General features: G+C 49.7%; 24 protein-coding genes. 10 read left to right on the top strand and 14 right to left on the bottom strand.

From position 1 onward, the window contains the following. Positions 1 to 76 precede the first annotated feature (76 nt). Complete coding sequence (gene bsh / locus Afil_RS03025; RefSeq protein ID WP_230267044.1) at positions 77 to 1,078, bottom strand: choloylglycine hydrolase; 1,002 nt, start codon at positions 1,076 to 1,078, stop codon at positions 77 to 79. A 275-nt stretch (positions 1,079 to 1,353) separates the two neighbouring features. Between bsh and Afil_RS03020 the strand changes: the two genes are divergently transcribed. From Afil_RS03020 to Afil_RS03005, 4 genes are all read left to right on the top strand, one after another. Continuing rightward, positions 1,354 to 3,243, top strand: coding sequence for a glycoside hydrolase family 2 protein (locus Afil_RS03020; protein ID WP_230267043.1), 1,890 nt, complete (start codon positions 1,354 to 1,356; stop codon positions 3,241 to 3,243). Between the two features lie 59 nt (positions 3,244 to 3,302). Beyond that, positions 3,303 to 5,993, top strand: coding sequence for a hypothetical protein (locus Afil_RS03015; protein WP_230267042.1), 2,691 nt, complete (start codon positions 3,303 to 3,305; stop codon positions 5,991 to 5,993). Further along, positions 5,960 to 6,274, top strand: a complete 315-nt coding sequence (locus tag Afil_RS03010) for a hypothetical protein (RefSeq protein WP_230267041.1) — start codon at positions 5,960 to 5,962, stop codon at positions 6,272 to 6,274. The genes Afil_RS03015 and Afil_RS03010 overlap by 34 nt, the downstream gene beginning before the upstream one ends. Positions 6,275 to 6,766: 492 nt before the next feature. Continuing rightward, positions 6,767 to 7,297, top strand: a complete 531-nt coding sequence (locus tag Afil_RS03005) for a hypothetical protein (RefSeq protein WP_230267040.1) — start codon at positions 6,767 to 6,769, stop codon at positions 7,295 to 7,297. 845 nt (positions 7,298 to 8,142) lie between these two features. On the opposite strand, the gene Afil_RS03000 is transcribed toward Afil_RS03005, so the two are convergent. Continuing rightward, a complete protein-coding gene (locus tag Afil_RS03000; protein WP_230267039.1) occupies positions 8,143 to 8,376 on the bottom strand; it encodes a hypothetical protein in 234 nt (77 codons plus the stop codon). 146 nt (positions 8,377 to 8,522) lie between these two features. Here Afil_RS03000 and Afil_RS02995 point away from each other — a divergent pair, with 146 nt between their 5' ends. The 3 genes from Afil_RS02995 to Afil_RS02985 all read left to right on the top strand — a co-directional run bounded on the left by Afil_RS02995 (position 8,523) and on the right by Afil_RS02985 (position 10,372). Further along, complete coding sequence (locus tag Afil_RS02995; RefSeq protein WP_230267038.1) at positions 8,523 to 8,933, top strand: hypothetical protein; 411 nt, start codon at positions 8,523 to 8,525, stop codon at positions 8,931 to 8,933. 234 nt (positions 8,934 to 9,167) lie between these two features. Further along, positions 9,168 to 9,755, top strand: coding sequence for a MarR family winged helix-turn-helix transcriptional regulator (locus tag Afil_RS02990; protein WP_230267037.1), 588 nt, complete (start codon positions 9,168 to 9,170; stop codon positions 9,753 to 9,755). A gap of 2 nt (positions 9,756 to 9,757) precedes the next feature. After that, positions 9,758 to 10,372: a flavodoxin domain-containing protein gene (locus tag Afil_RS02985; protein ID WP_230267036.1), complete on the top strand. Its 615-nt coding sequence runs from the start codon at positions 9,758 to 9,760 to the stop codon at positions 10,370 to 10,372. Here the strand turns inward: Afil_RS02985 and Afil_RS02980 are convergent. The 3 genes from Afil_RS02980 to Afil_RS02970 form a co-directional block, all read right to left on the bottom strand. Then, a complete protein-coding gene (locus tag Afil_RS02980) occupies positions 10,359 to 10,565 on the bottom strand; it encodes a hypothetical protein (protein ID WP_230267035.1) in 207 nt (68 codons plus the stop codon). The two genes, Afil_RS02985 and Afil_RS02980, sit on opposite strands and share 14 nt — an antisense overlap. Before the next feature lie 205 nt (positions 10,566 to 10,770). Beyond that, positions 10,771 to 11,976: an SPFH domain-containing protein gene (locus tag Afil_RS02975; RefSeq protein WP_230267034.1), complete on the bottom strand. Its 1,206-nt coding sequence runs from the start codon at positions 11,974 to 11,976 to the stop codon at positions 10,771 to 10,773. A gap of 221 nt (positions 11,977 to 12,197) precedes the next feature. Further along, positions 12,198 to 13,220 carry a Fic family protein gene (locus Afil_RS02970; RefSeq protein WP_230267033.1) on the bottom strand — a complete coding sequence of 341 codons (1,023 nt, stop codon included), beginning with the start codon at positions 13,218 to 13,220 and terminating at the stop codon, positions 12,198 to 12,200. 481 nt (positions 13,221 to 13,701) lie between these two features. Here Afil_RS02970 and Afil_RS02965 point away from each other — a divergent pair, with 481 nt between their 5' ends. From Afil_RS02965 to Afil_RS02955, 3 genes are read left to right on the top strand one after another with little or no spacing between them, the layout of a single operon-like run. Beyond that, a complete protein-coding gene (locus Afil_RS02965; RefSeq protein ID WP_230267032.1) occupies positions 13,702 to 14,538 on the top strand; it encodes an amino acid ABC transporter substrate-binding protein in 837 nt (278 codons plus the stop codon). A 9-nt stretch (positions 14,539 to 14,547) separates the two neighbouring features. Then, complete coding sequence (locus Afil_RS02960) at positions 14,548 to 15,198, top strand: amino acid ABC transporter permease (RefSeq protein ID WP_230267031.1); 651 nt, start codon at positions 14,548 to 14,550, stop codon at positions 15,196 to 15,198. A gap of 14 nt (positions 15,199 to 15,212) precedes the next feature. Then, positions 15,213 to 16,001 carry an amino acid ABC transporter ATP-binding protein gene (locus Afil_RS02955; RefSeq protein ID WP_304504422.1) on the top strand — a complete coding sequence of 263 codons (789 nt, stop codon included), beginning with the start codon at positions 15,213 to 15,215 and terminating at the stop codon, positions 15,999 to 16,001. Positions 16,002 to 16,119: 118 nt separating this feature from the next. Here Afil_RS02955 and msrA read toward each other — a convergent pair whose 3' ends face one another. From msrA to Afil_RS02910, 9 genes are all read right to left on the bottom strand, one after another. Further along, positions 16,120 to 16,683 carry a peptide-methionine (S)-S-oxide reductase MsrA gene (msrA, locus tag Afil_RS02950; RefSeq protein WP_230267030.1) on the bottom strand — a complete coding sequence of 188 codons (564 nt, stop codon included), beginning with the start codon at positions 16,681 to 16,683 and terminating at the stop codon, positions 16,120 to 16,122. A 271-nt stretch (positions 16,684 to 16,954) separates the two neighbouring features. Beyond that, a complete protein-coding gene (locus Afil_RS02945; RefSeq protein ID WP_230267029.1) occupies positions 16,955 to 17,251 on the bottom strand; it encodes an HU family DNA-binding protein in 297 nt (98 codons plus the stop codon). 3 nt (positions 17,252 to 17,254) lie between these two features. Next, a complete protein-coding gene (locus Afil_RS02940) occupies positions 17,255 to 18,250 on the bottom strand; it encodes an NAD(P)H-dependent glycerol-3-phosphate dehydrogenase (RefSeq protein ID WP_230267028.1) in 996 nt (331 codons plus the stop codon). Positions 18,251 to 18,252: 2 nt separating this feature from the next. Then, positions 18,253 to 19,557, bottom strand: a complete 1,305-nt coding sequence (gene der / locus Afil_RS02935; RefSeq protein WP_230267027.1) for a ribosome biogenesis GTPase Der — start codon at positions 19,555 to 19,557, stop codon at positions 18,253 to 18,255. A 44-nt stretch (positions 19,558 to 19,601) separates the two neighbouring features. After that, entirely contained in the window at positions 19,602 to 20,291 is a 690-nt protein-coding gene (gene cmk / locus Afil_RS02930) for a (d)CMP kinase (RefSeq protein ID WP_230267026.1), read from the bottom strand. 51 nt (positions 20,292 to 20,342) lie between these two features. Then, the gene (locus Afil_RS02925) at positions 20,343 to 21,359 is read right to left on the bottom strand and encodes a hypothetical protein (RefSeq protein WP_230267025.1); all 1,017 of its coding nucleotides are present in this window, start codon (positions 21,357 to 21,359) and stop codon (positions 20,343 to 20,345) included. A 209-nt stretch (positions 21,360 to 21,568) separates the two neighbouring features. Then, a complete protein-coding gene (efp, locus tag Afil_RS02920) occupies positions 21,569 to 22,132 on the bottom strand; it encodes an elongation factor P (protein ID WP_230267024.1) in 564 nt (187 codons plus the stop codon). A gap of 374 nt (positions 22,133 to 22,506) precedes the next feature. Continuing rightward, positions 22,507 to 23,892 (bottom strand): NADPH-dependent glutamate synthase, encoded by a 1,386-nt coding sequence (gene gltA / locus Afil_RS02915; protein WP_230267023.1) that lies wholly within the window; start codon positions 23,890 to 23,892, stop codon positions 22,507 to 22,509. Between the two features lie 2 nt (positions 23,893 to 23,894). Continuing rightward, positions 23,895 to 24,737: a sulfide/dihydroorotate dehydrogenase-like FAD/NAD-binding protein gene (locus Afil_RS02910; protein ID WP_230267022.1), complete on the bottom strand. Its 843-nt coding sequence runs from the start codon at positions 24,735 to 24,737 to the stop codon at positions 23,895 to 23,897. Positions 24,738 to 24,991: the final 254 nt, after the last annotated feature.

Here is a 24,991-nt window from a genome sequence, read left to right as displayed (position 1 = left end):
CCGCCTGTGCATGTGCGCACGGACGGCTTATTCGGCATATTGGGTATACGCAATTCTGTAGAGTTTGCGAATCTGCTTATTTAGCGTTCTGTACCGGGATGTTCAGATCACGAACCACTGGATAAACGATCAGCTTATCGCCTTCGAGATCTTCGTTATGCATATCGACGGCAGTAATGTTCTGGTTCCAGTAGGTCGTATAATAGAAACGGCCAGTTTCGAGGTTTGCGCCGCAGGTATAAAGGGTAACTTCGTATTCACCCTTTTTAACCTGATCGCAGCCACTGGTCTGATACACGCTGTAAAGGATATGGAAGAATTCCTGGATATTGGCTTCTTCGGTATTCTTTTCGATATTCGAATTCAGACGTGTAAAGGCAACGCGGACAAAACGGGAAATGGAATCCAGACCGCCAGGCAGTCCAGCCGATCCCATGCCGGCACCGAGTTTAACGAAATCCGGGAAATTCGGAGAGAAACGAGTGGAATCGAATCCGCGGATGGCGTTGGATACGTTGCAGTAGTAAAGCAGATTTTTCTTGTGGAACGGGAATTCCGGTTCGTTGGTCAGAACGTTATACGGGTTGTCGTAAACTTTCAGACCGCGTTCTTTGGTCTGTTCGACAACGATCGTCCGTTTGGCATCGGAAATGATCCAGTGCAGCGGGCTTGGCGGGAATTTTTCCGAGAAACCGGTATTGCAGATGTTGATTTTCTTGAATTCTTCTTCGGCTTCATCGACGCTGGAGCATTTGCCCAGGATATAAGGGATCAGCTCGAACGAAGCGATGTTCAGCTTGTCTTCCATGACTGGGAAATAATGGCAGCTGGTCCAGAAAGCCAGACCGGCCATGCCCAGTCCTTTATCGTTGATTCCCTCGAAGTACAGAGGGTAGTTATCAATCGGCATAGCCATACCGATAATAGCGTTATGGCTTTCCATGGCGTCGGTGTGACGGAATTTAAAGGGGACGTTGTGCGGTGTGATGACGACATCGACTGGATAATCGATTTCCAGATCCAGGTTGCGTCCGAAGTAGTGGCTGTTTCCATTGGAATAGGAAAGACCTGTACACATTAAGCGAGTACCTCCTGATCATACGTATCTTTTTTGCTTTGTACGATCTTTAATTACAGTCTTCATTATAAAGTTCCGCTTTTCGGATGATCCCTCCAATGACCGAAATACAGCGGCCTCTTCCCTTTCTCTGTTTTGTCTGCAATCTGAGTATTGTTGAATCTTCCAAAGCGTCTGGAATCGCTTTCAGGTCGTCTATACTGAAAACAGACAGACCGATCCGACAATATTCGGGCAATTTTCGCGATCAGCCTGGAGAAGAAAGAGAGAAAAGTATGAAAAGTATTCAGAAGGTATGGATGTATCTCCTTTCTGTCCTTACGTTTCTGAGCCTTATGGCGCCTCCTGCCCTGCTGCAGGCAAAAGAAGCCATTGATCCCCCGGCCCAGACCAGCGTACGCAAAGAGGAAAACTTCAACCGCGGCTGGAAGTTTGTCCGCAGAGATGAACCGCAGGCGTACCAGAGCGATTTTAACGACGCGAACTGGTATAACGTCAGCCTGCCGCACGATTTCAGCATTCCCTATTTCATGGAACAGAAGTTTTACACTGGCATCGGCTGGTATCGAAAGACATTCGAAGTCAGTGCCGAATCGCTTCAGAACAAAATCAAGATCGATTTTGACGGTGTCTTCCACACCATCGATCTGTACGTCAACGGCGATAAAGTCGGCAGTCATCAAGGCGGCTATACCGGCTTTGAATTCGACTTGAGCGAGTATCTGCACGAAGGAACGAACGTCCTCGCCGCAAAAGTTGACAACACCTGGAATCCGCAGCTTGCTCCGCGTGCTGGCGACCATAATTTCACCGGCGGTATTTACCGCGATGTAAAGCTGATTTATGAAAACCCGGTTCATGTCGCCTGGTACGGTACGTTTGTACAGACGCCAAACGTATCCAGATCGTCTTCCGATCTGCGCATGCAGGCGGAGGTAGAAAACCAGAACGAAACGGCTGCCGAGGTTCGTGTACGCCATACACTGCTGGACGCCAACGGCCAAGCCGTCGCTCAGTTTTCTTCCAGCCCCAAAACGATTGAAGCTGGACAGAGCGCCATCTTTGATGACACGTATACTGGAATTTCCAAGCCTCATCTGTGGAGCATGGCCGATCCCTACCTTTATACGGTCGTTACCCAAGTCTACAGTGCAGACTCGCTGGTCGACTCCGTTCAGACGAGCATGGGCTTTCGCTGGTGCGAATGGACAGCCAATCAGGGCTTTTTCCTGAATGGCGAACACGTCTGGCTCAACGGCGTAAACGCCCATCAGGATCACGCCGGCTGGTGCAATGCCGTCAGCGATTCGGCTCTGGTTCGTGACGTTCAAATGGTCAAGGACGGCGGATTCAACTTTATCCGCGGCAGTCATTATCCGCATTCTCCTATCTATACGCAGGCGTGCGATGAACTCGGAATTGCCTACTGGTCCGAAGCTGCCTTCTGGTTTATCGGCGGCGCCGGCGGCGAAGGAAATCTGGAAAATCCAGGTTCGTCCGATTATACCGCCAACGGCTACCCGACACATGTAAAAGATCAGGCAGCGTTTGAAGACTCCTGCATGCAGATGCTGGAAGAAATGATTCGCATTCACCGCAATCATCCGTCCATCATGGTCTGGAGCATGGGAAACGAAACGTTCTTTCAGAGTGTAAACGATGACTCCGGCGCCAGCACGAATGATAAAAAGCGCGCCCTGATTACCCGCATGGCCAAAAAGTGCAAAGAGCTCGATCCGACCCGTGCAGTTGGCCTTGGCGGCACGCAGCGCGACGGCTATGACAAAATTGAAGGCGTTGAAGTCGCCGGCTATAACGGCGACGGCGCTTCGATTGGCGCCTGTCAGAATCCAGGCGTACCGAACATGGTTACGGAATACGGCTCGCATACCGCTAACCGCTCTCAGGGCGACACCTATGCACCGCATTACGATCATGTACAAAGCCAGAACGATCGCCCGATCGAATACGCCTGGCGAAGCGGCGTTTCCCTCTGGTGCATGTTCCATCATGGAACGGTCGCTGCGAGAAGCTATGGCGATATGGGCATCGTCGACTACTATCGACTGCCTTTAAAAGAATGGTACTGGTATCGCCATGAATTCCATCCGGATCATCCTGAGCCCGAATTCTCGAAGTCCGGACCCCGACAAAAATCGAACTGACCGCCTCCGACACCGTTCTTCGCGATGACGGCACGCAGGATACCCATCTCATCGCGACTTTGAAAGACGATGAAGGAAACTGGATCGGCGTAAAGCGCAAGATCACGCTGAAAGTCGTAGCAGGCCCGGGTATTTTCCCGACCGGCAAAACCTTTGTTCTCGATCCGGATTCGGAAAACAAATCCATGCTTGATGGAAAAGGCGCCATTGAATTCCGCTCCTACTACGCCGGCATCACCCGCATCGTCGCCGAAAGCGAAGGTCTCAAATCGGCGGCAATCACCCTGAGGACCACGGGCGACTCCACAGGAGAAAGCGAGGCGGATATTTCCACACTGTACGGTTCCTTCATGAACAATGACGGCATTATTCTGACCGATATTGAAGAGGCATCTGCCTACGAACTGCGCGATCTCAACGGCGTTCCCTGCGAAGCGTCTTCCAACGAAGCCGATCGTCAGAACGTTCTCGATCAGGATCCAAAAACGTCATGGAGAGCTTCCACAGCCGGGCCTGGCCAGTACGTCAACGCGACCATGGAACATGGAGAAGTCATTCTCTATAAAGCAGCCGTACTCTTTGACGGCAAAAAGCTGCCCTATACGCTGCAGGGAAAAACCGCAGATGCAGTCAGCGAAGACGACTGGGAAACGCTTGTTTCCTACGATGCCTCCACCATTGAGACAGCCCCGGATGAAATCACATTCCTGAAAACCAGACCGTATCGAAACATCCGCGTTCTGTTTGATTCCATTCCAGAAGACGAATACGCCTCGTTCTCCGAACTGAAGCTGTATTCGCTCAAGTCGGTCAATGAACCGATCAAAACCGGATATCAGTACCTGTGCGATCTGGACGATTTGCCCGAAACCATCATTAAAAATCGCACAGCAGACGGTCAGCCGCTCAAGCACGGAAACACCCGCTATTCCAACGGCGTTTCCCTGCCGGCCCAGACGGAACTGACTGTAAATAACTTCACCAGAGAAGACGGCGGCTATGGCGCTTTCGAAGCTGAAGCCTTCAACCCCTCTTCCCAGACGGTCCTTCTGCGCCTGATCGCGAAAAATCAGACGATTTATGAAAAGACGTTTGAACCGGGCGAATCAGCCGCTATCCGTGTTTCTGTTTATCGGTGCCCCGATGTGAAGCTGGAAACCGAAGGGCACGGTTCGATTTCCTTAGGCAATGCCCGTCTTTCCGGCGTACGACGCAAGCTGACACAGGATGGTAAAACTGACCTGAGTGCCCAGTTTATGGCCGCTTATGAATCGCTTGTACCAGGCACTGTGTATGAAGGTGAGCTGGATCTGACGTCCAAAACGGCTCAGAATCTGATGATCACCACATCTCTGATTGCCCCCGACAATACTCTTGTCGATGTCCAGAGCAAACCGCTCACGCTCAAAGCCAAAGAAAAAGTCTCCCTTCCCGTGTCCATGTCGATTCCAGAAGATCTCAAAGACGGCAGCGTTTTACGGCTTATGATCTGGAACACGGATACCCTTGCTTGTGGGGGCGACTGCGTCTTTACGACTACGCTCAAAGACGATCAGGGACAGGATGCCGAAGCCGGCAAATATCCACAGCGCAAAACCGCCCTGGAACGTCCAGCGCAAACGGTCGTTGTTCCTGGCGATGAAATGGAGAAAACCGGAACCTGGGGCCGCTGGCCGGCTTCTGGCACGCAGGCAGGAACGCTTTCCGGCTACGAAACGTATGTCGAATCGAATAACTGGCAGAACACTTCCCTCTCCTATACCTTCACAGGAAGCCGCTTTACTCTCTATGCGAAAAAAGACGGCAGCCAGAGCGGCTGTGAAGTCTTCGTAGACGATCAGTCGCTTGGAACAGTGAGCACAAAGCGAAACGACGGACAAAATACGTATGAAGCGGTTTTCTCCCATTCATTAGAAGAAGAAGCCGAACATACCGTAAGACTTGTCCCTACCGGCAAATTTGGCTTTGACGCCCTTGAAATTCGTCAAAGCGGCCTCGTTCCCAAACCGGAATATGTGGAAGGTACGCCCGATACGACCCTGTATGGCTCTTCCGATCAGATTCAAAAGAGCAGCGGATGGGGGCAGTGGAAAGATGAAGCGGCCGGCGATTACGAAACGTACAATAACAGCGCCAATGCGACGCTGAGCTACGCCTTTACCGGTACCGGCATTTCCATGATGACCAAGTTTGACGGCGGCAAAACCGGTGCCCATATTTACATCGATGACAAGGACTATGGCGTTGTAAACTGCACAGACAGTACAGATGCCTATCGCAAAGGAATCGATATTCAGTCTCTGCCTTTGGGAACTCACACGGTCCGTCTGGTTACCACCGGCAAATTCGGTTTCAAAACGATTACCACAACGTATGGAACGCTTGAAGATCGCAGCGCGCTTTCCAAAGCCGTTGAAGCTGCGAAAAACCTCAAGGAAAGCGATTATGTAAGCGGCTGGAATTCCCTGCAGGAAGCCCTGAGTGAAGCCGACTTCGCGCTGCGCTCTTACAGCTTCTCTCAGTCAGAAATTGATGAACTGACCGATACGCTCAATGCGGCTATTGAGGCTTTGCGCAGACCGTCTTCCCTTTTTGGATCGGATCTTGGAAACAGTGTCGTAAAGGCAATTACCGTTTTGCGCACCAAAGACTACGATCCAGATTCGACGCATAAAGCGCAGTTTACCCAGGCTTTAATGAAGCCGTTGCGGGTCTGTTGGAAGACAATGCCACCCAGGCCAAGACTTTAAATTCAGCCCTTCTTGCCGGTATTGCGGCTATTCAGTATCCCAAAATCGACTTTGTTCTGGACGCCCTGGAAATGACTGTTACTAAAGCAGAAAGCCTGCTTGAGAACCGTACGGAATTCCCAGAGTCTTCGATGGATAAACTGGAAGAGGAACTCTCTAAGGCCAGATCCATTCTTTCTGCACCGCAAAGTCAGATCCAGATCGATGAACAGGCCCAACACATGAACCGCCTGCTGCTGAGTCTGCGCAAAGTCCCGAATTCGAATAATTCTTTGTTCTAGTCTCTCTTGCAACGTTCGCTCAGGATTCAAAACAGCCGTTTCCGATTCTGATCGGTTTTTGAACGGCTTGAGCAGATGGTTTAAAACTTCTGTCTGAACGCGGGTGGACTAAGCCATCCAGAATATGGATTTACCCAGTATTTCTAAAGAGTAACGCCGCAGAACAAACGGAATTCCGTTTGTCTGCGGCGTTCTTTCGTGACAAGCGAACAGGGGATCCCCTTCCTCCAGGCGGGTTACGAGGGCGTCATCCAATGGATTTGCGCAGATTTCGATCATGAATGGAAAGAGAAGCAGTCATCCTGATTCGCCGGAACGCCTGTAGACCTTCCATTCGTCTGTACAAAATTGCCCTGTTTTGTGTACATTCCGGCACGGATCGAAAGACCTCCAATCCTCCATATATAATTCGACATGTCTGCTACCCGATTTTTGAAGACGCAAGTCCTTTCAGACATCGCAGGCTGATCGAGATCAAAGGAGAATGGAACAATGAAAACAATTCCGAAAAGTGCTTTACGATTTATGCGGCTGCAGCAAGTCGGTTATGAACATGCACAGGCCGCATTTGAAGAAGATTTTGAAATTGAGGTTCTCACAGGCCGGATTGCCTGTCAGTACAAAAAGCCGTATGACAGCGATCTTCCCAGCGATGAGCGGGCGATTTATTACATTCGACTTCCTTTTGATTCTTCCAAAGTGATTGTTTCCCGCCATCCCGGAATTGTGGAATGGTTTCGAAAGTACAAAGGCATTGTGGATGCCCCGATTGTAGCCACAGCAAGACCAAAAGATGTAAAAGGAAAAATTGTGTATACCTCAGGAATCAATGTCGGTCTGCTCAAATACGCACAGGGCGCCTATATTGTCCGGATTCATCGAATGGCGGATATTGACTTTGATACTATCACCGCTGAGGAAATTGAAGAACTTGGACCGCAGCTCGTGTTTGTACGGGCCGCTGAGACAGAAATTTCAATTGACGCGGATATTTCCACTGCTCCAGAGCTGCCGGCTTTATAAATCGATTCGGATACGCCAAAAAGCTGAAAAGCGAATCAGCCCATTCACTCTTTTCAGCTTTTTGTCTGTTAAACTATGGATTTGAAAGCCCGTTCTGCCGAACTCCTTACCGTCTGTATCTCAGAAAGAATAGAGTTTTCAGGGCCTTACCAGTTTTTTATAGAAAGTAAAGGCTGGTCCAGGTTCAGAACGCGGATCGTTTATCAAATGAAAAGTATCCTGACCTGTTCAAGATGTTAACGCACCTCGAAGTTCGTCAAGTAAGGGAAATTGCTGAAACTGATCAGGATTTATACGAGGAGTCCATATGAGTCAAAAGAAAAAGTCTTCCGCAAAGTCTTCCAAAAAGAAAAAGAAAAGTGCGAAATTACCCTCCTGGAGCTCTATCGTTCCAAAAATTCGGGATGAGAATCCATCCGTTATCGCTTATGCTGACCGCCTTGGTCTTGCGGATGTAATGAAAGATTACACATGTGATCAAAATGGATATGCGCATTTTGGCGAAATTCATCTGGACAGTTTTGTTCTGAAAAGGAGAAACTGGCAGTCGGAATCCTCATATTTGCGCTTTATGCGTCTGATCTTAAATTTGAATCTGCTTATGAAACATATGCCATCGGTCAATGGACAGTCCATTCTCGTATGGGGACCAGAGGCGCTGCTTTATGCCGGGGCTGCTGTGAAGAGATTTCCTCAATCGCCCATTTATGTACTCGATACTTCCTCATCGGCTATCCCTTTTGAACGGCTTGTTTCCAGGGAAAAATCCTTTCGAAAGATTACGATGATAAGTGAAGGAGAATGCGATCTGATGCAGTTTGATTGTGTCCTAGGCGTAAATCTTTTTAATGAATGGCTTTACGATCGTAAAGTTCAGGATTTTCTTCCTGTTCTCGATCGGGTACGAAGCTATATAAAGGAAATAAAGCCTCGACTGCAATGGCTTGGAAAACGCGTTTCGAAGGGCGGCTGTTACGTGAATCTGCAGGACGATGCGGGATCAATGGCCTATTTAACATTTCGAAGATATCAGCTTGAATATTTTGAGCTCGGCCAGGGATCGCTGCTTTATCAGACAAGTGATAAAGACCAGAAGATGGATCCGTGGTGTAAAAAATTCACTGTGCTTGATGTATCTCTTAAAATCGATGAGCAATCCGTCATTCCTGAGAAAAGTCCGGAAATAGGATCCTTAAATGTGTATGACCGAATTTTTATTTCCCATATGACCCAATTCAGAAACGAACTGATCGATGCGAAAAACAATTCCAAGATCGAATCGGAGACCCCGGCAAATGAAGGAACTATAAACCGATTTATCGTTGAAACGTATTGGGAAGCCATCCGAACTGTAGAACTGGACGTCCTGCTGAAATCCGGAAAGCAGACCAAAATCCGCTCCTCCCTTTCGTTCTGGCAAGAAGAGGAGGGCAGCGAGCCATACTACTGCGTTTCCTTCTGGGAAATTCCTCAGGACAGCTATACGGTATTGACTTATAAAATCAACATCGAAGACCCAGAAAATCCGACAGCCAGACGCAGACTCACTGATCTACATAGAGATGCAATTTATGACCATTTTGAAGACGCAGTCATTCTGAATTCGAAAACGCTTCGCCGTAAGAAACTCGGCTGATCCGCACGCACAAGATCACTGCATATCCTACAGCCTGAAATCTTATATGGATTTCGGGCCTTTTTTCTGAAATTTTTCGCCACTGAAAATATTACCCGAAAAAAAGATGGAGAGCAGAACGATGGGATGGTATATAATAGGTAACCAGTTACATATAGCGGGTTAAAAGCCAGCTTTTCTAATTCAATACAGGAAGTCGAGCATTTTTACAGGAAGGAAAGGTACAGAAATCTCATGGAACTCAAAGATCGAATCGAGAAGTCCTCTCAAAATCCGGAACTTGCGCAAAGAGCCATCTTCAATCTTCTGTTCATGCTGACAAATCGGATCCAGAATCTCTTTGATGCAGGTATTCCGGAGGTTACACTTCGCCAGTTCATGCTGCTGTCGACTTTGCATGACCTTGAGCAGCCGCTCAGCCTGGGAGAATGCGGCAAGATGCTCGGCTGTTCAAGGCAGAATGTTAAAAAGCTCGCGCTTTCTTTAGAAAAGAAGGGCTTCGTCCATATAGAAACAAACCCGGATCGGCCGCGCGCTTTAATGATTCTTCTGACTGATAAAGCGGATGCCTGTTTTGACGGAGCTTTCGCTCCGTATCGCGAGCAGCTTGGCGAACTGTTCACCGGCTTGAATGAGGATCAGACGCTCGCGCTTTTTGAAATGCTTCTCAGCCTGTTAAACGGGGCAGATCTTCTGGAAAAAGCCGCAATGAAAGCACCTGATGAAGAGTCCCCTGTTCCTGCAAAAATCGAAGAAAAGCGCGCAGAAAACAAAAAAGACAAACTGCCGGAAACCCGACTTTCCGCAGACAAAGGAGAATAAGGATGAAAACAGCTGTCCTCTGCCATTCCCAGACCGGCTTTACAGAGCGGTACGCCCAATGGATTGCAAGCCGGATTGATGGCGAATGCTTCCCGCTCTCCAAAAGCCGAACTATGGATTTGTCGACTTTTGACGTACTGATCTTTGGGACCTGGATGCAGGCGGGAAACCTTCATGCCCTTGCCGACTTTGCCAAAATCCGAAAAAATAATCCAGATCAGCCCGTCTTTCTTTTTGTAACCGGAGCCGCTTCTTCTCCTTTTCCGGATACGCTCCTGGCGCTCGATGAAGCTGGAAAAGCACTGAATACTGCCCCGGAGCGTGTTTTCTATTTTCCAGGCGGTCTGAATTATTCAAAGATGTCTCTGGCGAGCCGGCTGATGTTGAAAATGCTTGCCAGCATGCTCAAAAAGAAGAAGGACAAATCAGAGCAGGAAGAGGCCATGTCCAGATTGTTGAGTCAGTCCTGTGATTTCACCGATCCTTCGATTATCGAACCGCTTTTTCAAGCCCTTGACGCTTTAAAACATCCAGAAACACTCCGGATTAATAAGCCGGTTTTCATTGTCTGTTCTTTCGGAGCAGGCGACTCGCCTGCATGTGCTAATTTAAATTGATCAATTTGAACGGATCGTCTTTAATGCCAAAAGAAGAAGGATTATTCCCGAGGATCTCTAATCTGCTATTAATTAAATCTAAAATCTCGTAATAGGCTAACCTCTTTCCTTTAGCGAAATCGCCAGACAAGGATCCCAGTTCACGGTTGTTTTCCAATATCCTTATCACGACGTCTTTAATCAATTCATCCATCACATGACCTCCTTGGGAGCATGAATCTAAGAACATTATGTACGGCTTCTAAGTGTTAAAAAACAATATTGTTTGGGAACTGATCTGCTTTGGTGTGAAGAAGACTCCTCTTTCTAATACCCATAACGAGACAAGGCTCAGCCTCCTGTACGGGACTGAGCCTTTCGTTTCGGTTTTGAATGTGATGAACCAGGCGATTGGACGCTTAACTGAGTTTCGTTCCGCAGTTGGTGCAGAATTTGGAACCTGGAGTCGTTTTCGCTCCGCAGTTCGGGCAGAATTTCACTTCAGGTTTTGACGTCCCGCAGTTTGCGCAGAATCGGCCAGTTGCGGTTTCGCCGCAGTTCGCGCAAACCCAGGTCTGGCTATCACTGCTCGGTGCAGGCGCAGCCGCTGCTTTGGCTGCTGCTTCCTGCGCTGCCTTTTCCTGTTCCATTTTCTGGGCAAGGAGCGAGGCGGTCTGCGAATTGCCACCGGCCATATTCATTCCCATAAAGCCGTTTACTGCCCCATTGGCATTGGCTGCAGCGTTTTGCATCGCATTGTTCTGCGCATTGACCATGGAACCGAACGCCATCTGGGAGTTGGAGAGCGTGCGCGCATTTTCCAGCTGCATGACGCGTTCCAGATCTGCTGGGGCAACTTCCGGGTTCAGAGCGACTTTCACGAGTTCAATGCCGCGTTTGTCGAGCCATTCCTGACCGAGCGCTTCGTTGAGCGCGTTGGCAAGATCGGTATCGTGAACGTAAATATCCTGATAGCCATTTACGCAGGCAGGCGCAATGCGGGTCAGCGCACCGGAAATTTTCGGCATCATTTCCACGCGCAGCTGTTCAGTAATTTCTTCCTTACGGTATTTTTTCGACGGATCCATCAGCAGATTTTCATAGAACGCTGCCGGGTTGGAAATCCGGAATGTATAGTAGCCATGAACGCCTAAAAGAAGACGTGTACCGAGATATGTATCGATAAAGGGTACTTTGCCGACACCAACCGGGTTTTCGGTGATTTCCTTCAGGTTGATATACACCAGCTGCATGCGGTTTGGAGACTGGCCGCCGTACTGGAAACGGCTCTTCACCAGATTCCAGACATTTTTCCATTCGCGGGTTCCGCCGTTTAATAAGGACGGCTCACGGGACGTATCGTAAATATACTGACCGGTCATTTTTTCATCGTCCGCAATGACGAAATCATGAACCTGACCATTTTCAATGAGCAGTGCGGCCTGGTTGATTCCAACGTTAAAGACGGAGCCGTCAGTTAAGACGTTTGGCGTGCCTTTTTTTCCTTTTGCCGTTGCGGGAACGGCCAGGACATCGTTGTTTAATCCTTCCGCAAATAATACTTCTTTGGGCTGATCCGCATACGCTGAAGCGGCTGCGTCAATTCCCCATCTGAGAATTCCCATTCTGTTTCCTCCATAAGGAATCCGGTTCACGTTCAGTCCAGTTCAGACGAAAGGAACACAGGATTTTCGATATTTGTACTATAGCACGGATCAACATTTCAAAAGACGGCTGTAAAGAAGCTTAATAGAGGATTCAGGATTCGTTAAGAAACAAAACCAGAAGACAAAAGCATCCGTATCTGTGGATTCTTATTTCTTCCGGTTTTACTGCTGCATATGCATCAGGAGCGCAGACTTTCCGTCTGTTCAAAGGACGGCAGCTGCCTCTGCAGCGTCTGGGCAATCTTTTTTCTTCGGGCCGCCTTGCGTTTTCGTTTGGCCCGGTTTGCGGCAAGAACGGCTTCCATCTTCTCTTCCATCTTGCGGCGGACCAGACGAACCATCCGCTTAGCATTGCGGTCGCTTTCGTATTCTTCTACGGCCTGCTGCCATTCGTCCAGATCCTCCTGTATGAAGACCAAAGGCGGATAGCCGTTTTGCATCAGATCGTAGCAGAGAAGCAGCTGCGCAACACTTTTGTCGGCATTTTCAAAGGGATGAATCGCCAGAAACTCGAGATAAAAGCGCGTAGCCCGTTCAATAGGATGCATTTCCTTTTTCCAGCGCGAGTTCAGATTGAGCAGTTCACTGAGTTTGGGTTCGATCAGATCGAGGGATATGGAACGATCGGCACCCGCACAGATGCGGACATGCACTTTCCGATACTTTCCGCGCGAAAAGGAATGATTGAGATCGGCCAGCGAATGGACCGCGCGAATCATGTTCTGGCTGAGCGTTTTCTTTTCCTTCAGACAGCTGAACAAATAAATCCAGGCATCGTGAACGCCTCGAACGTCGAGATGTTCGGCAAGGGAAAAAACTGGTTCGACCTGACCGTCGACCATATGCGAAGCCTGTTCAAAACTGAGATCCGCTCCCTGCTGGGCGCAGATGGAACTGGCAAATTCACAAATAAAGTTTTTCCTGCCGACCGCCTGGGTCAGAGGATCTTCCTGCGGAAGTTCCTTAACCAGCTTCTTGAGCAGATCGAGCCGGGTAAAGTCGTTGTATTTACGCTCTTTAGCCGCTTTATTGCGGCTTACCCTCTCATCTTTAGGCTTTTCTGCGTTTTCCGGAATCAGATAGCGCCTTCCCTGCTGCAGAATTCCGCGGATTCGGCCATTGGAACAGAGATAGCGCACGCGGCGATCGGAGATGTCCCATTTTCTTGATGCCTTCTGTACCGTCATATATTTCATCGGCATCAGCCCTTCCTAATCGGCAATACCATTATACTTTTCGGATGATAAAACCAAACGATGCCTGCCCAATGATCGATGTCAGAATTTACGCTTGAAATCGAATTTCACAATCGATCTCTGAAAATCCAGATGTCTGTATTTTGCCGGATCAGCAAAGCGGGCTCGATAATCCGCCTCACTCTGGCGCAGAGAGAACGGTTTTGGACAGGGAGATTCTTCCTTAAAAAAATCCGTCCCCTTTGGGCAAGAGATATGGAGAACGAGAAGAAGTTTGTTATCGTGGGCAGGCGTACTTCTGGACACGCATTGCATTTTGATTGCGTTTCCGTCATAATCCTGAAAACATTTACAGTTTCTGGAAAGACGCGGGATTGTCGTTTTCAAGTGTGATAAACTTTCAAATATTGTGAACAGCCTGTCAAAATCTTCGGACATTTGTCCCTTTGCACAGCCTGTTCCTTTTCATTAGGACAGGAGAAAAATTATGAAAAAAACCAACCTGCTTTTATCGGCTCTGGTCGCCGGTTCCCTGCTTGCCGGCTGCTCCGGCAATTCGAATGCTGGTGAGAGCGCAAAAGCTTCCAGCCAGAGCGGAAGCGACGCTTCGGCGAAAACGTTTACGGTAGGCTTCGACGCCGAATTCCCGCCATACGGCTATAAAGACGAGAACGGCGAATACACCGGATTTGATCTGGAACTGGCCGAAGCGGTCGCTGAAATGGAAGGCTGGACGCTCGTAAAACAGCCGATTGACTGGGATTCCAAGGATATGGAACTTTCCAACGGCACGATCGACTGCATCTGGAACGGCTTCACCATGGACGGACGTGAAGACGATTACACCTTCAGCGATCCGTATATTGATAACTCGCAAGTATTCGTCGTACCGGCAGACTCCGATATTCAAAGCGCGGCCGATCTGGCCGGCAAAAACGTCGGCGTACAGAAAGACTCTTCCGCGCTTGCGGCTTTGGAAAGCGAAGATAACGCCGATCTGGCAAGTTCCTTCGCCAACCTGACGCAGTACGGCGACTACAACACCGCCTTCATGGATCTTGAAGCCGGAGGAATTGACGCGGTTGCCCTCGATGTCGGCGTCGCGGATTACCAGATCGCCAACCGTGGAGACGGTGCATTCCGCAAGCTGGATGAGCCGCTGGCTTCCGAAGTGTACGCCATCGGCTTCCTGAAAGGAAATACCGATCTGCGTGACACAGTACAGGCCGATGTCTACACGCTGTATGACGAAGGCAAGGTTCAGGAAATTGCCGAGAAATACGGTCTGACGGACTTCCTTGTCATTGAGGATTATAAGAAATAAGGCTTTGCGATGGACTGGTATACATTTCTGGAAATCGGCAAAAGCCTTCTGGTCACCATTGAAATCTTCGCGCTGACCCTGATCTTTTCCTTGCCGCTTGGCATGATTGTGGCTTTTGGCCGAATGTCCAAAAACAAAATTATAAGTACAATTACCCGCATCTACATTTCCATTATGCGCGGCACCCCGCTGATGCTGCAGCTGATCGTCGTATATTTTGGCCCGTACTATCTGTTCCGTATGAAAGTCGGCGCGGACTATCGCTTTATTGCCGTCATTATCGCGTTCTCGATCAATTACGCTGCCTACTTTGCGGAAATTTATCGAAGCGGTCTGCAGGCCCTTCCCAAAGGCCAGGAAGAAGCCGCGAAAGTCCTTGGCTATTCGAGAACCCAGACGTTCTTTCATATCCTGCTGCCGCAGCTGATCAAGCAGGTCATGCCGGCGATTACCAACGAAATCATCACGCTCGTTAAGGATACGTCTCTGGCCTTCGTCATTGCGGTAGCGGAAATGTTTACAATGGCCAAACAGCTTGCCGCAGCGCAGGCGACGATTATGCCGCTGATGATTGCCGGTCTGTACTACTACGTGTTCAACCTGATCGTCAGCTTTGTCTGTGAGCGGATTGAAAAGCATTACGCCTATTACCGGGTATAGAAAGGAGCGCTTTTATGAATTCGAATGAAAACGCCTCGATGCCCGTACTGAAAATTTCGCATCTTTCCAAATCGTTTGGCGAAAACGAAGTGCTCAAGGACGTTTCGCTTCAGGTCATGCCCGGCGAAATCGTCTCGATTATCGGACCGTCCGGATCCGGCAAATCCACCCTGCTTCGCTGCTCCACGCTGTTAGAGACGATGGACCACGGTTCCCTTTATTACGGCAGCGATCCCGTCTGCAAAGCTCAGGGCACAGAAAACGGACCTTCCCAGTATGTCGATAAAAAGACGCTGGCAAGGCTCCACCGGTATTTCGGACTCGTCTTTCAGAACTTCAATCTGTTCCCGCATTACACCGTCTTAAAGAACATTACGGATCCCCAGACGCGCGTGCTCAAGGCGCCAAAAGACCAGGCGAAACAGACGGCTCTGGATCTGCTGGCGCAGTTTGGTCTGGCCGATAAAGCCGATGCCTATCCCTGCCAGCTTTCCGGCGGGCAGCAGCAGCGCGTAGGCGTTGCCCGTGCTCTGGCGATGAAGCCGGAAATTCTCTTTCTGGATGAACCGACTTCCGCACTGGACCCGGAGCTGACTGGCGAAGTGCTGAAAGTTTTAAAACAGCTGGCCAGCGAACACATCACAATGGTCATTGTCACCCACGAACTTGGCTTTGCCAGAGAAGTTTCCGATCGCATCATTTTTCTGGAACACGGCGTGATTCTCGAAGAAGGAACGCCCGAAGAGCTGTTCTCTTCATCCAAAACCCGCGTACAGGAATTTATCGGCAAGCTTTCTTCTTAAGCGGCAAGCCGGCTGTATTCCCTGGATAAAGTAAAAAAGCGCGATCTGCGTTGAAGGCATTTCCTTCTTGTGCAGATCCGCTTTTTCTTCGCATAAAATCTAAATCTGGTCAGGCTGTTTAGAAAATTTCATCTTCCTCTGGTGCAGGCATCGTTTTTGCCAGCGATGGATATTCCTCGCGAAGCTCGCGCATGGTAAACAGTCTGCATCCATGCAAAAGCGATCTAGGAATATGGCAATAGCCGCCGGGATTGCGACCGAGATAATTCTGGTGTTCCTCTTCTGCCGGGCAGAAGTTATTGAGCGGTTCTACCTCAATCTGAATGGGTTTGGAATAATGCCTCTGCAAGTCTTCCAGCATGCCCTTCGCGATTGCCGCTTCCTTTGGATCGTTCGTATAAATGCCGGTACGGTAGTTGATGCCGATATCGTTTCCCTGCCGGTTCAGACTGACCGGATCGACAATGGAAAAATAGGAAGCCAGAATCTGAGGCAGCTCAATACAGTCCGGGTATTCAATGCGAATGCCTTCGGTATGTCCGCTTCCCTCGCAGACATCCCGGTAGATTGGATGTTCTCCAGGACCGTTTACATACCCGACTTGCGTGTGCAGCGGGCGAAACTGGCGAAAGAAGGCTTCTACGCCCCAGAAACAGCCTCCGGCCAAAACGATAGAATGCATGATAAATATTCCTCTTTTCCAGCAGGCGATCTAAATACCGAAATTTTTTTGCCTCGATACGTAAACGGATCGGGGCAGATACGTTCGTATCTAACGGTCAAAAATTTCTTTCCAAATCGCCTTCTGATGGTGTTCTATGATGTTTTTCCACTTCTTATTATACTAGTTGGTTGATATTATCATCCTTTAACACTTTTTCACCGATGGGTCGCCCATTCAAAGAAAATTTACATTTACCATACAGGCTTGCGCAGACAAAGAAAAACCGGGATTAGTCCTCCCGGTTGTTGCAGCGATTTTTCAGTGTCTGACTGGGTTTGAATTTAGGAAGTTTGGTCGCTGGGATTTCCATACGTTCTTTCGTAACTGGGTTGATGCCCATTCGTTTCTTGCGATCAAAAATAACGAATTTTCCAAAGCCGGTAATTTCAACGGTTCCTTCGGAAATCAGAGCCTCCGACATTTCTTCAAAAAGCAGGTTCACGATCTCCGCAGAGTCTTTTTTCTTCAGGTTGAATGCAGAAGAAAGGCTGTCTGTAAGAGAATCCTTGTTTACGTACTTAGGCATGAATTAAAACTCCTTCTTTAAATCTCTAAGCATAAGATCACAGGCACAGTTTTTCGGTTCCTTGCCTTCGAAAAGGATCTGGTAGACCTCTTCGCAGATCGGCATGTCAATTCCGGTTTCTGCGGCGATATCATGAACGACTTTTGCAGTACGAATGCCTTCGGTCGTTTTCTTGTTCGTCTGAAGAAAATGTGTGACGTCATTTTCTTTGCCGATCTGAAGACCGGCCTGGAAGTTGCGGGAATTGATAGAGGAACAGGTAACGATCAGATCGCCGATGCCGGTCAGACCAACAAACGTTTCTGGACGGCCGCCAAAGCGCGTGCCAAAGCGGATCATTTCCTGCAGGCCGCGGGTAATGAGCGCTGCACGGGTATTGTCCTTGTACCCGAGACCGGCAATGATGCCCGAGGCGATCGCCATGACGTTTTTAACGGCGGCGCCAAGTTCGCTGCCGATTTCATCGTCGCCAGTATAAATACGCAGATACTGGTTGGAAAACAGCAGCTGAACGGCTTTCGCGTCGTCTTCCTTCAGGCTGACCGCATCAATGCTGGTCAGCTGACGCTCAATGACTTCTTCCGCGTGGGAAGGTCCAATCAGAGAAACGACCGAGGAAAGACGGTCCGCCGGCATGACGCGCCGGATGACCTGGCTCATGCGCTCATCGCTTCCCGGGTTGAAGCCCTTGGAAACATTGACCGCAATGACGGGTTTCGTTACATGCTCTGCGGCTTTTGAAGCAACCGATTCAATGGCTGCAGTCGGTACCGCAAAGAGGACGACGTCCGCGTCGTTTAAAACGTTCCAGTCCTTTGTGGCGTGAAGGGCCGGATTGAGATCGACGTCCCTGAAGTATTTCGAGTTTTTATGGTTTTGGTTAATGTCCTGAATTTCGGCATCGTCGACGCCGATCAGTTCGACAGGCTGATGGTTGTCACAGAGAACCTGAGCCAGCGCTGTGCCCCAGCTTCCGCTGCCAATCACAACAGTTTTCATTTTTATCTCTTCCTTGCGTGAATTCGAATCGGGGTTCCGATAAATCCGAAAGCCTCACGGAGCTTGTTTTCCAGGTATCTCTTGTACGAGAAATGGAACAGTTCCGGTTCGTTGACGAATATCAGAATCGTCGGAGGCGATACAGAAACCTGCGAAGCGTAGTAAATCCGCAGCTGCTTGCCGTTATGCGGTTTTGGCGGGTTCATCATCTGGGCGTCCATAATAACGTCGTTCAGTACGTTAGTCGGAACGCGCATCGTGCAGGCATCATGGACCTGATCGATCAGCGGGAGCAGCGTATTGACGCGGGCTCCGGTTTTCGCGGAGACAAACGCAATCGGCGCGTAGGAAAGATACTTGAACTCTTCGCGGATCTTTTTCGAGATTTCGTTCATCGTTCTTTCGTCTTTTTCTACGGTATCCCACTTGTTGTAGACGATGATGACGCCTTTTCCTTCATCATGGGCCAGTCCGGCGACGTGCTTATCCTGATCGCGGATTCCTTTTTCTCCGTCAATCAGAAACAGGACGACATCGGCGCGCTCAATCGCGGAAACGGCACGGAGAACGGAATACTTCTCGATGTTCTCCCAGACTTTTCCGCGCTTGCGCATGCCTGCGGTGTCGATAATGACATAGTCGCGGCCCTCGTAGCGAAACGGCGTATCGACGGCATCGCGCGTTGTGCCTTCCACATTGGAGACGATGGCGCGGTCTTCTTTGAGAATCGCGTTGACGAGCGAGCTTTTGCCGACGTTTGGACGGCCGATGACACAGAAGGTCGTCATGCCGTCGTAGACTTTCAGTTTTTTATCCGGCAGGTATTTTACAATTTCATCGAGGACTTCGGCAACTCCGGTTCCATGTTCAGCGGACATGGGAATCGGATCGGAAAGACCGAGCGTATAGAAATCGTAAATCGACATGCGCAGGTTTTCATTATCGGCTTTATTTACCGCTAAAACAACCGGTTTCTTCGATTTCTGCAGCTTGCGGGCAATGGCGATATCGTCATCGGTAACGCCTTCGATGGCGTTGACCAGAAACAGAATGACATCTGCTTCTTCAATCGCGATATCGACCTGCATGCCGATCTCATCCGCAAACGCCTGATCTTCCAGCTGGATCCCGCCGGTATCAATTAAATAAAACGGCTGTGTCAGCCACTCCGTCTGTCCATAAATGCGGTCACGGGTAACGCCCGGCGTATCATCGACAATCGACTTGCGCTCGCCGATGATGCGGTTGAAGACGGTAGACTTGCCGACGTTTGGCCGGCCGACTACAGCCACTGTACCTTTCATCATAAAAAACACTTCTTTCTGTCTGCCTCGCAGACTTTATGCATTCATTATGCGTGAGCCTCTGCTTTTTGCGCAGAGAGTGCCTGATTAATCCATTCGCAGACAACGTCTACGGTTTCCTGGAAATTCAGGCTGCTGGAATCAAGAACACGCGCGTCTTTGGAAACGCGAAGCGGGGCTTCCTTGCGGTTTTTATCGCGCGCGTCGCGCTCGATGATGGCCGCCAGCACCTCTTCGTACGGCTCTTCAATTCCCTTTTCTTCATTTTGAAGCATACGCCGCTTTGCACGGGCTTCCGGCGCAGCGTCCAGATAGATTTTGACGTCCGCATCGGGCAGCACGACATCGCAGATGTCGCGTCCGTCCAGAATATAGCCTTTGGAACGGGCGATTTCCTGCTGCAGGGCCACCAGCCGTATTCGAACTTCCGGCAGTGCGGAATAAATCGATGCCAGACGGCTGACTTCGGGCGTACGTATGATCTGGGAGACATTTTCACCGTTGACGGAAATGCTCTGATCGGCCGGATTCACTTTCAGATCGATGGAACTAAGCGCGTCTTCGAGTTCTTTCGAGCTTTTCGGCTCCATCTGCATCGCGTGCAGCTTCCAGGCCAGAGCCCGGTACATGGCTCCGGTATCGAGATGGATCAGATCATAGATCCGGGCGATTTCATCGGCAACAGAGGATTTGCCGGCTCCGCTTGGCCCATCGAGGGCCACATTGAATTTTTGCATCAGCTATTCAATCCAGAACGCTTTTTACGTCTGGATCTCCTCCTTTAAAATCTAGAAAATACCGAGTTTGGACATCCAGAAAATCGTAAGAATAATCAGAATGACGAGAAGGATGACACAGACGATCATGAAAATGGCTGCGCCTTTGGAAACAGGCTGATCTTCCTGATCGTAAACGGAAGCGCGAGGACGGGAATATTCTTCACTTTCGTCTTCTTCATCCTGCGTATGCAGTTCCGGCTTTTTTGCTCTGGCTTTGCGGGCGTGTTTTTTGCGGTGTGTCGGACGCTTTTCTTCGACTTCGTCTTCTGCATCGAGATCGTTATAGTCTTCATCAAAGAGGCGATCCTGATCGTCGTAGGAAAATTCGGAGCGTTTTGCAGGGGCGGCGATAATGACATCCTCTTCGACGAGAGCGTCGTCATCAAAGGCGCCAGGCACCTCTTCTTCCTCATCGATTTCGACATATTCGTCTTCATCGTCTCTGGATTTTCTGCGGGACTTAAAGAACGGTTTTCTTTTGCGCCGGCTTTTAGGCTTCTCTTCGTATTCTTCTTCGAATGCTTCTGTCGTTTCCTCTTCTGGTTCGGATTCGGGTTTTGCGAAGAAGTCATCGCGGGCAGAATGCTTTTTTGAAGCGGACTCGAGTACGCTTAAATCCACTTCAATTTCGCGCTCTACTGGCTCTTGATCTTCCTGGGCGGCTGCTTTTTGGGCCGCTTCTTCTTTCTGGCTCTTGCTTCTGGCAGCCAGATCCATGAGATCGGAGCTGTAGAGATTGAGCGTCGTGGAACCTGGAGCGGCGGTTTCCATCTCTTCAAGATGACGGTTTCGCTTATCCGCTTCGGGGTTTCGGTCGCTGTTAATGGTATGCAGAATCTGCATTTGTGTATCGTCACTGACAAGATCGCCGTTGGAGAGGTTGTACTGTTTTACTTCTCCAAGCAGATCTTCAAGAACAGGGTTTGTCGATTGTGCACGACTGTTTACCGGAGCCGCTTTGGCACGGCTTTCGCTTTTGACATCCGGTGCGGCCAGGCGAACGGTCTTTTCATTTTTTTTGCGCACTTGGCGCGGAAGTTTTCGCTTCGCCATTCTGGTCGCTGATCGTCTGACGCAGATCCTGGTAACGGTCTTTACGGGACAGTCTGGTCATTCATTTCCTCCTTAAGCACGGTTTTCATTATAACAAATTCATAGCAAAATAATTAAAACAAGCCTTTAAATAAAGGCAAAAAACCAAAAAGAAAAGCCGCGGTATGCGGCTTGGAAGAAGACTAGTTTTTCGCGCGTCCGGAATATTTTCCGTCTGCAGTCGAAACAACGATCATTTCGCCTTCGTTGATGAACAGAGGAACTTTCAGCTCAAGGCCGGTTTCCAGTTTTGCATTTTTCTGCGCAGCACTGGTGGTATCGCCTTTTACAGCTGGTTCACATTCAACAACCTGGAGAGTTGCTTTGTCCGGAAGAGAAACACCGATGATTTCGCCTTCGTAGCTGGTTACGTTTACGTTATCGTTTGGCTTAACAAATTTGCGTTCCCATTCCAGGCGAACTGTCGGGATCTCAATCTGTTCGTAAGTTTCGTTATCCATGAAAACCATGGCATCGTCTGTATCGTACAGGTACTGCATTTCGCGCTTGTCGATCATGGCAGGCTCTACTTTTTCACCGCCGCCCCAGGAAAGCTCTACGTTGCTTCCTGTACGCAGGTTGCGGACTTTGGCTTTGACAACCATTGCAGAACGGGCTGTCTTATTCTGAAGGGTGTCCAGAACTACGAAGATATCATCTCCAACGCGAATTGTCTGTCCTGGTTTTAAATCGTTCGAACTGATCATGTCGGTTATGGCTCCTTTGTGATTGAATTTCGGTTTTATTTTAAAGAATTCCTGCCCCTTGTCAACTTTGCATCCTGCCTGCATGAATTTGATTGGCAAATATTTGAATTGCCGATAGACAAAGGCGATTCGTTTCTCCTGCGCTTTTTCGTCTCTTTCACAAGGCAGAAAACGGGTTTAATACCAAACCGGTTCATCCGTTCAGTAAAGCAAGACTGGATCAGTAAAAATCATGCACCCGTATTTGTGCTGCGACAAAAGATACAAAAGAATCGGGAAGAAAACGTGAAAACAGACAGAAGCGTCTGTCCGCAAAAAATCCGGACAGGCCTTCTGCCTGCAGTTTGAATCGTTTAAAGCAGAATCGGGAAAACTCAGGCGTCTTTGAGCAGCGCCTTGTCGATGGCTGCGGCGGCTTTCTTGCCGGCACCCATCGCGGAAATAACCGTAGCGGCACCCGTAACGGCATCCCCGCCGGCGTAAATGCCTTCGCGGGTCGTCATTTCGTTTTCGTCAACGATCAGACAGCCCTTGCGGTTGGTTTCCAGACCTTCGGTCGTCGAGCGGATCAGCGGGTTTGGCGAAGTACCGATCGCCATGATCATGCAGTCGGCATCGATCATGAAGCTGCTTCCTTCTTTGGCAATCGGGCGTCTTCTTCCGGAAGCGTCCGGTTCGCCGAGTTCCATTTCGATGCATTCCACCGCATTCACGCAGCCGTTTTCATCGCCGTGGACGGCAACTGGGTTGTTGAGCAGTTTGAAGATGATTCCCTCTTCCATGGCGTGTTCAACTTCTTCCTTACGGGCCGGCAGTTCTTCGAGCGAACGGCGGTAGACGATGTACACCTCGCTGCCAAGACGTCTTGCGCAGCGCGCCGCATCCATGGCGACGTTTCCGCCGCCGACAACGACCGTCTTTTTCGGATGCTGGATCGGGGTCGGCGAATCTTCACGGTACGCTTTCATTAAATTGAAGCGGGTCAGAAATTCATTGGCGGAGAATACGCCCTTGAGCTCTTCACCGGGCAGATTCATGAAGTTAGGCAGACCGGCGCCGGAGCCGACAAAGACGGCTTCATAGCCTTCGTTCATCAGCTCTTCGATCGTTTCGGAGCGGCCGACTACGAAGTTGGTCACAAATTCAACGCCGAGATCTTTCAGCTTGGAAATTTCGTGCTGAACGATGGCTTTGGGCAGACGGAATTCCGGAATCCCGTACATGAGTACGCCGCCCGGCGTATGCAGGGCTTCAAATACGGTAACTTCATAGCCCATGCCGGCCAGATCGCCGGCTGCGGAAAGTCCGGCTGGACCGGCACCGACCACTGCAACTTTATGACCGTTTGGCTGCGGTTTTTCCGGCTTGCCTTCGCCTTTTTCGCGCATATAGTCGGCAACAAAGCGCTCGAGGCGGCCGATGGCCACCGGTTCGCCTTTAATGCCGCGTACGCATTTGGATTCGCACTGCGACTCCTGCGGGCAGACACGGCCGCAGATGGCCGGCAGCGAGCTGGTCAGCGAAATGATGCGATAAGCGCCTTCAAAATCGCCTTCGGCAACTTTCGCGATAAAGTCCGGAATATGAATATTGACCGGGCAGCCGCCGATGCAGGGCTTGTGCTTGCAGTTGAGGCAGCGCTTGGCTTCTTCGATTGCCGTTTCCGGCGTATAGCCTAAAGCGACTTCTTCGACGTTGGTAATACGGATATCCGGTTCCTGAACGGGCATCGGATGCTTGTTCATCTGCATGTTCGGCATGTTCAGTCCCCCTCCTTCCTGTTCAGAAGCCGGCAGGCTTCTTCATAGTCGTGATGCTCTTTTTCCTTATAGGCACCATTGCGGCTCATCGCCGAATCAAAGTCGACTTTATGTCCGTCAAAATCTGGACCGTCGACGCAGGCAAAACGCATCTGGCCATCGACAACGAGGCGGCAGCCGCCGCACATGCCGGTACCGTCGATCATGATCGGGTTCATGGAGACAACGGTAGGAATGTCATATTCCTTGGTCAGAGCGCAGACAAATTTCATCATGATCAGCGGTCCGATCGCGATGACTTTATCGATTTTCTGTCCGTTTTCGATCAGCTCTTTCAGTTTGGCGGTAACCAGACCTTTTTCGCCAACCGAACCGTCGTCGCTCATCAGATAGTACGTATCCGAAACGGCTTTGAACTCGTCTTCGAGAATGACAAGATCCTTATTGCGGAAGCCGACGATCGTTGTGACGTTTTTACCGGCATCGTGGAATGCCTTGGCCGTCGGCAGAGCGATTGCGCAGCCGACACCGCCGCCGATGATCACGACGTTTTCGCCTTCAATTTCCGAAGGACGGCCTAATGGACCGGCAAAGTCCGCGAGTTCATCGCCTTCTTCCAAAGCCATGAGCTTTCTTGTGGAGGCGCCGACCACCTGATAGATGATCGTTACCGTTCCCTTTTCGGGATCGGCGGCAGCGATGGTAAACGGAACGCGTTCACCGTCCTGGTCTGCACGAAGAATAATGAACTGACCGGCTTTCGCGTGCCGGGCAGCGTGAGGCGCATCGACCGTAATCTGAACGACGGTCGGATTGAGCACCTTCTTTTCCAGAATTTTGTACATAATCTTTTCCCTTCGCTAATGTGGTCTAATTATAAGCAAATTGTGTTTTCTCTTCTACACAGGCTCTTCAAAACGAAGCCGCGCAGGCTCTTTTTTCATGAAAATTCATGAAAACTTTTGATCCATCCAGACGGTTCGCGTACGCCCGTCGGATTTTCTCACACAAAAAAGATAAGCCTGTGCCCAGTCGGGCGCTTTACCAGATCCAATGCCGCATTTACCGCGTTCTTTCGCTGGACAAAGCCATCAAAAAC

The organism is Allobaculum fili (genome assembly GCF_020969955.1).
GTDB classification, from domain to species: domain Bacteria; phylum Bacillota_I; class Bacilli_A; order Erysipelotrichales; family Erysipelotrichaceae; genus Allobaculum; species Allobaculum fili.
This window is presented reverse-complemented; position numbering and strand designations above follow the sequence as displayed.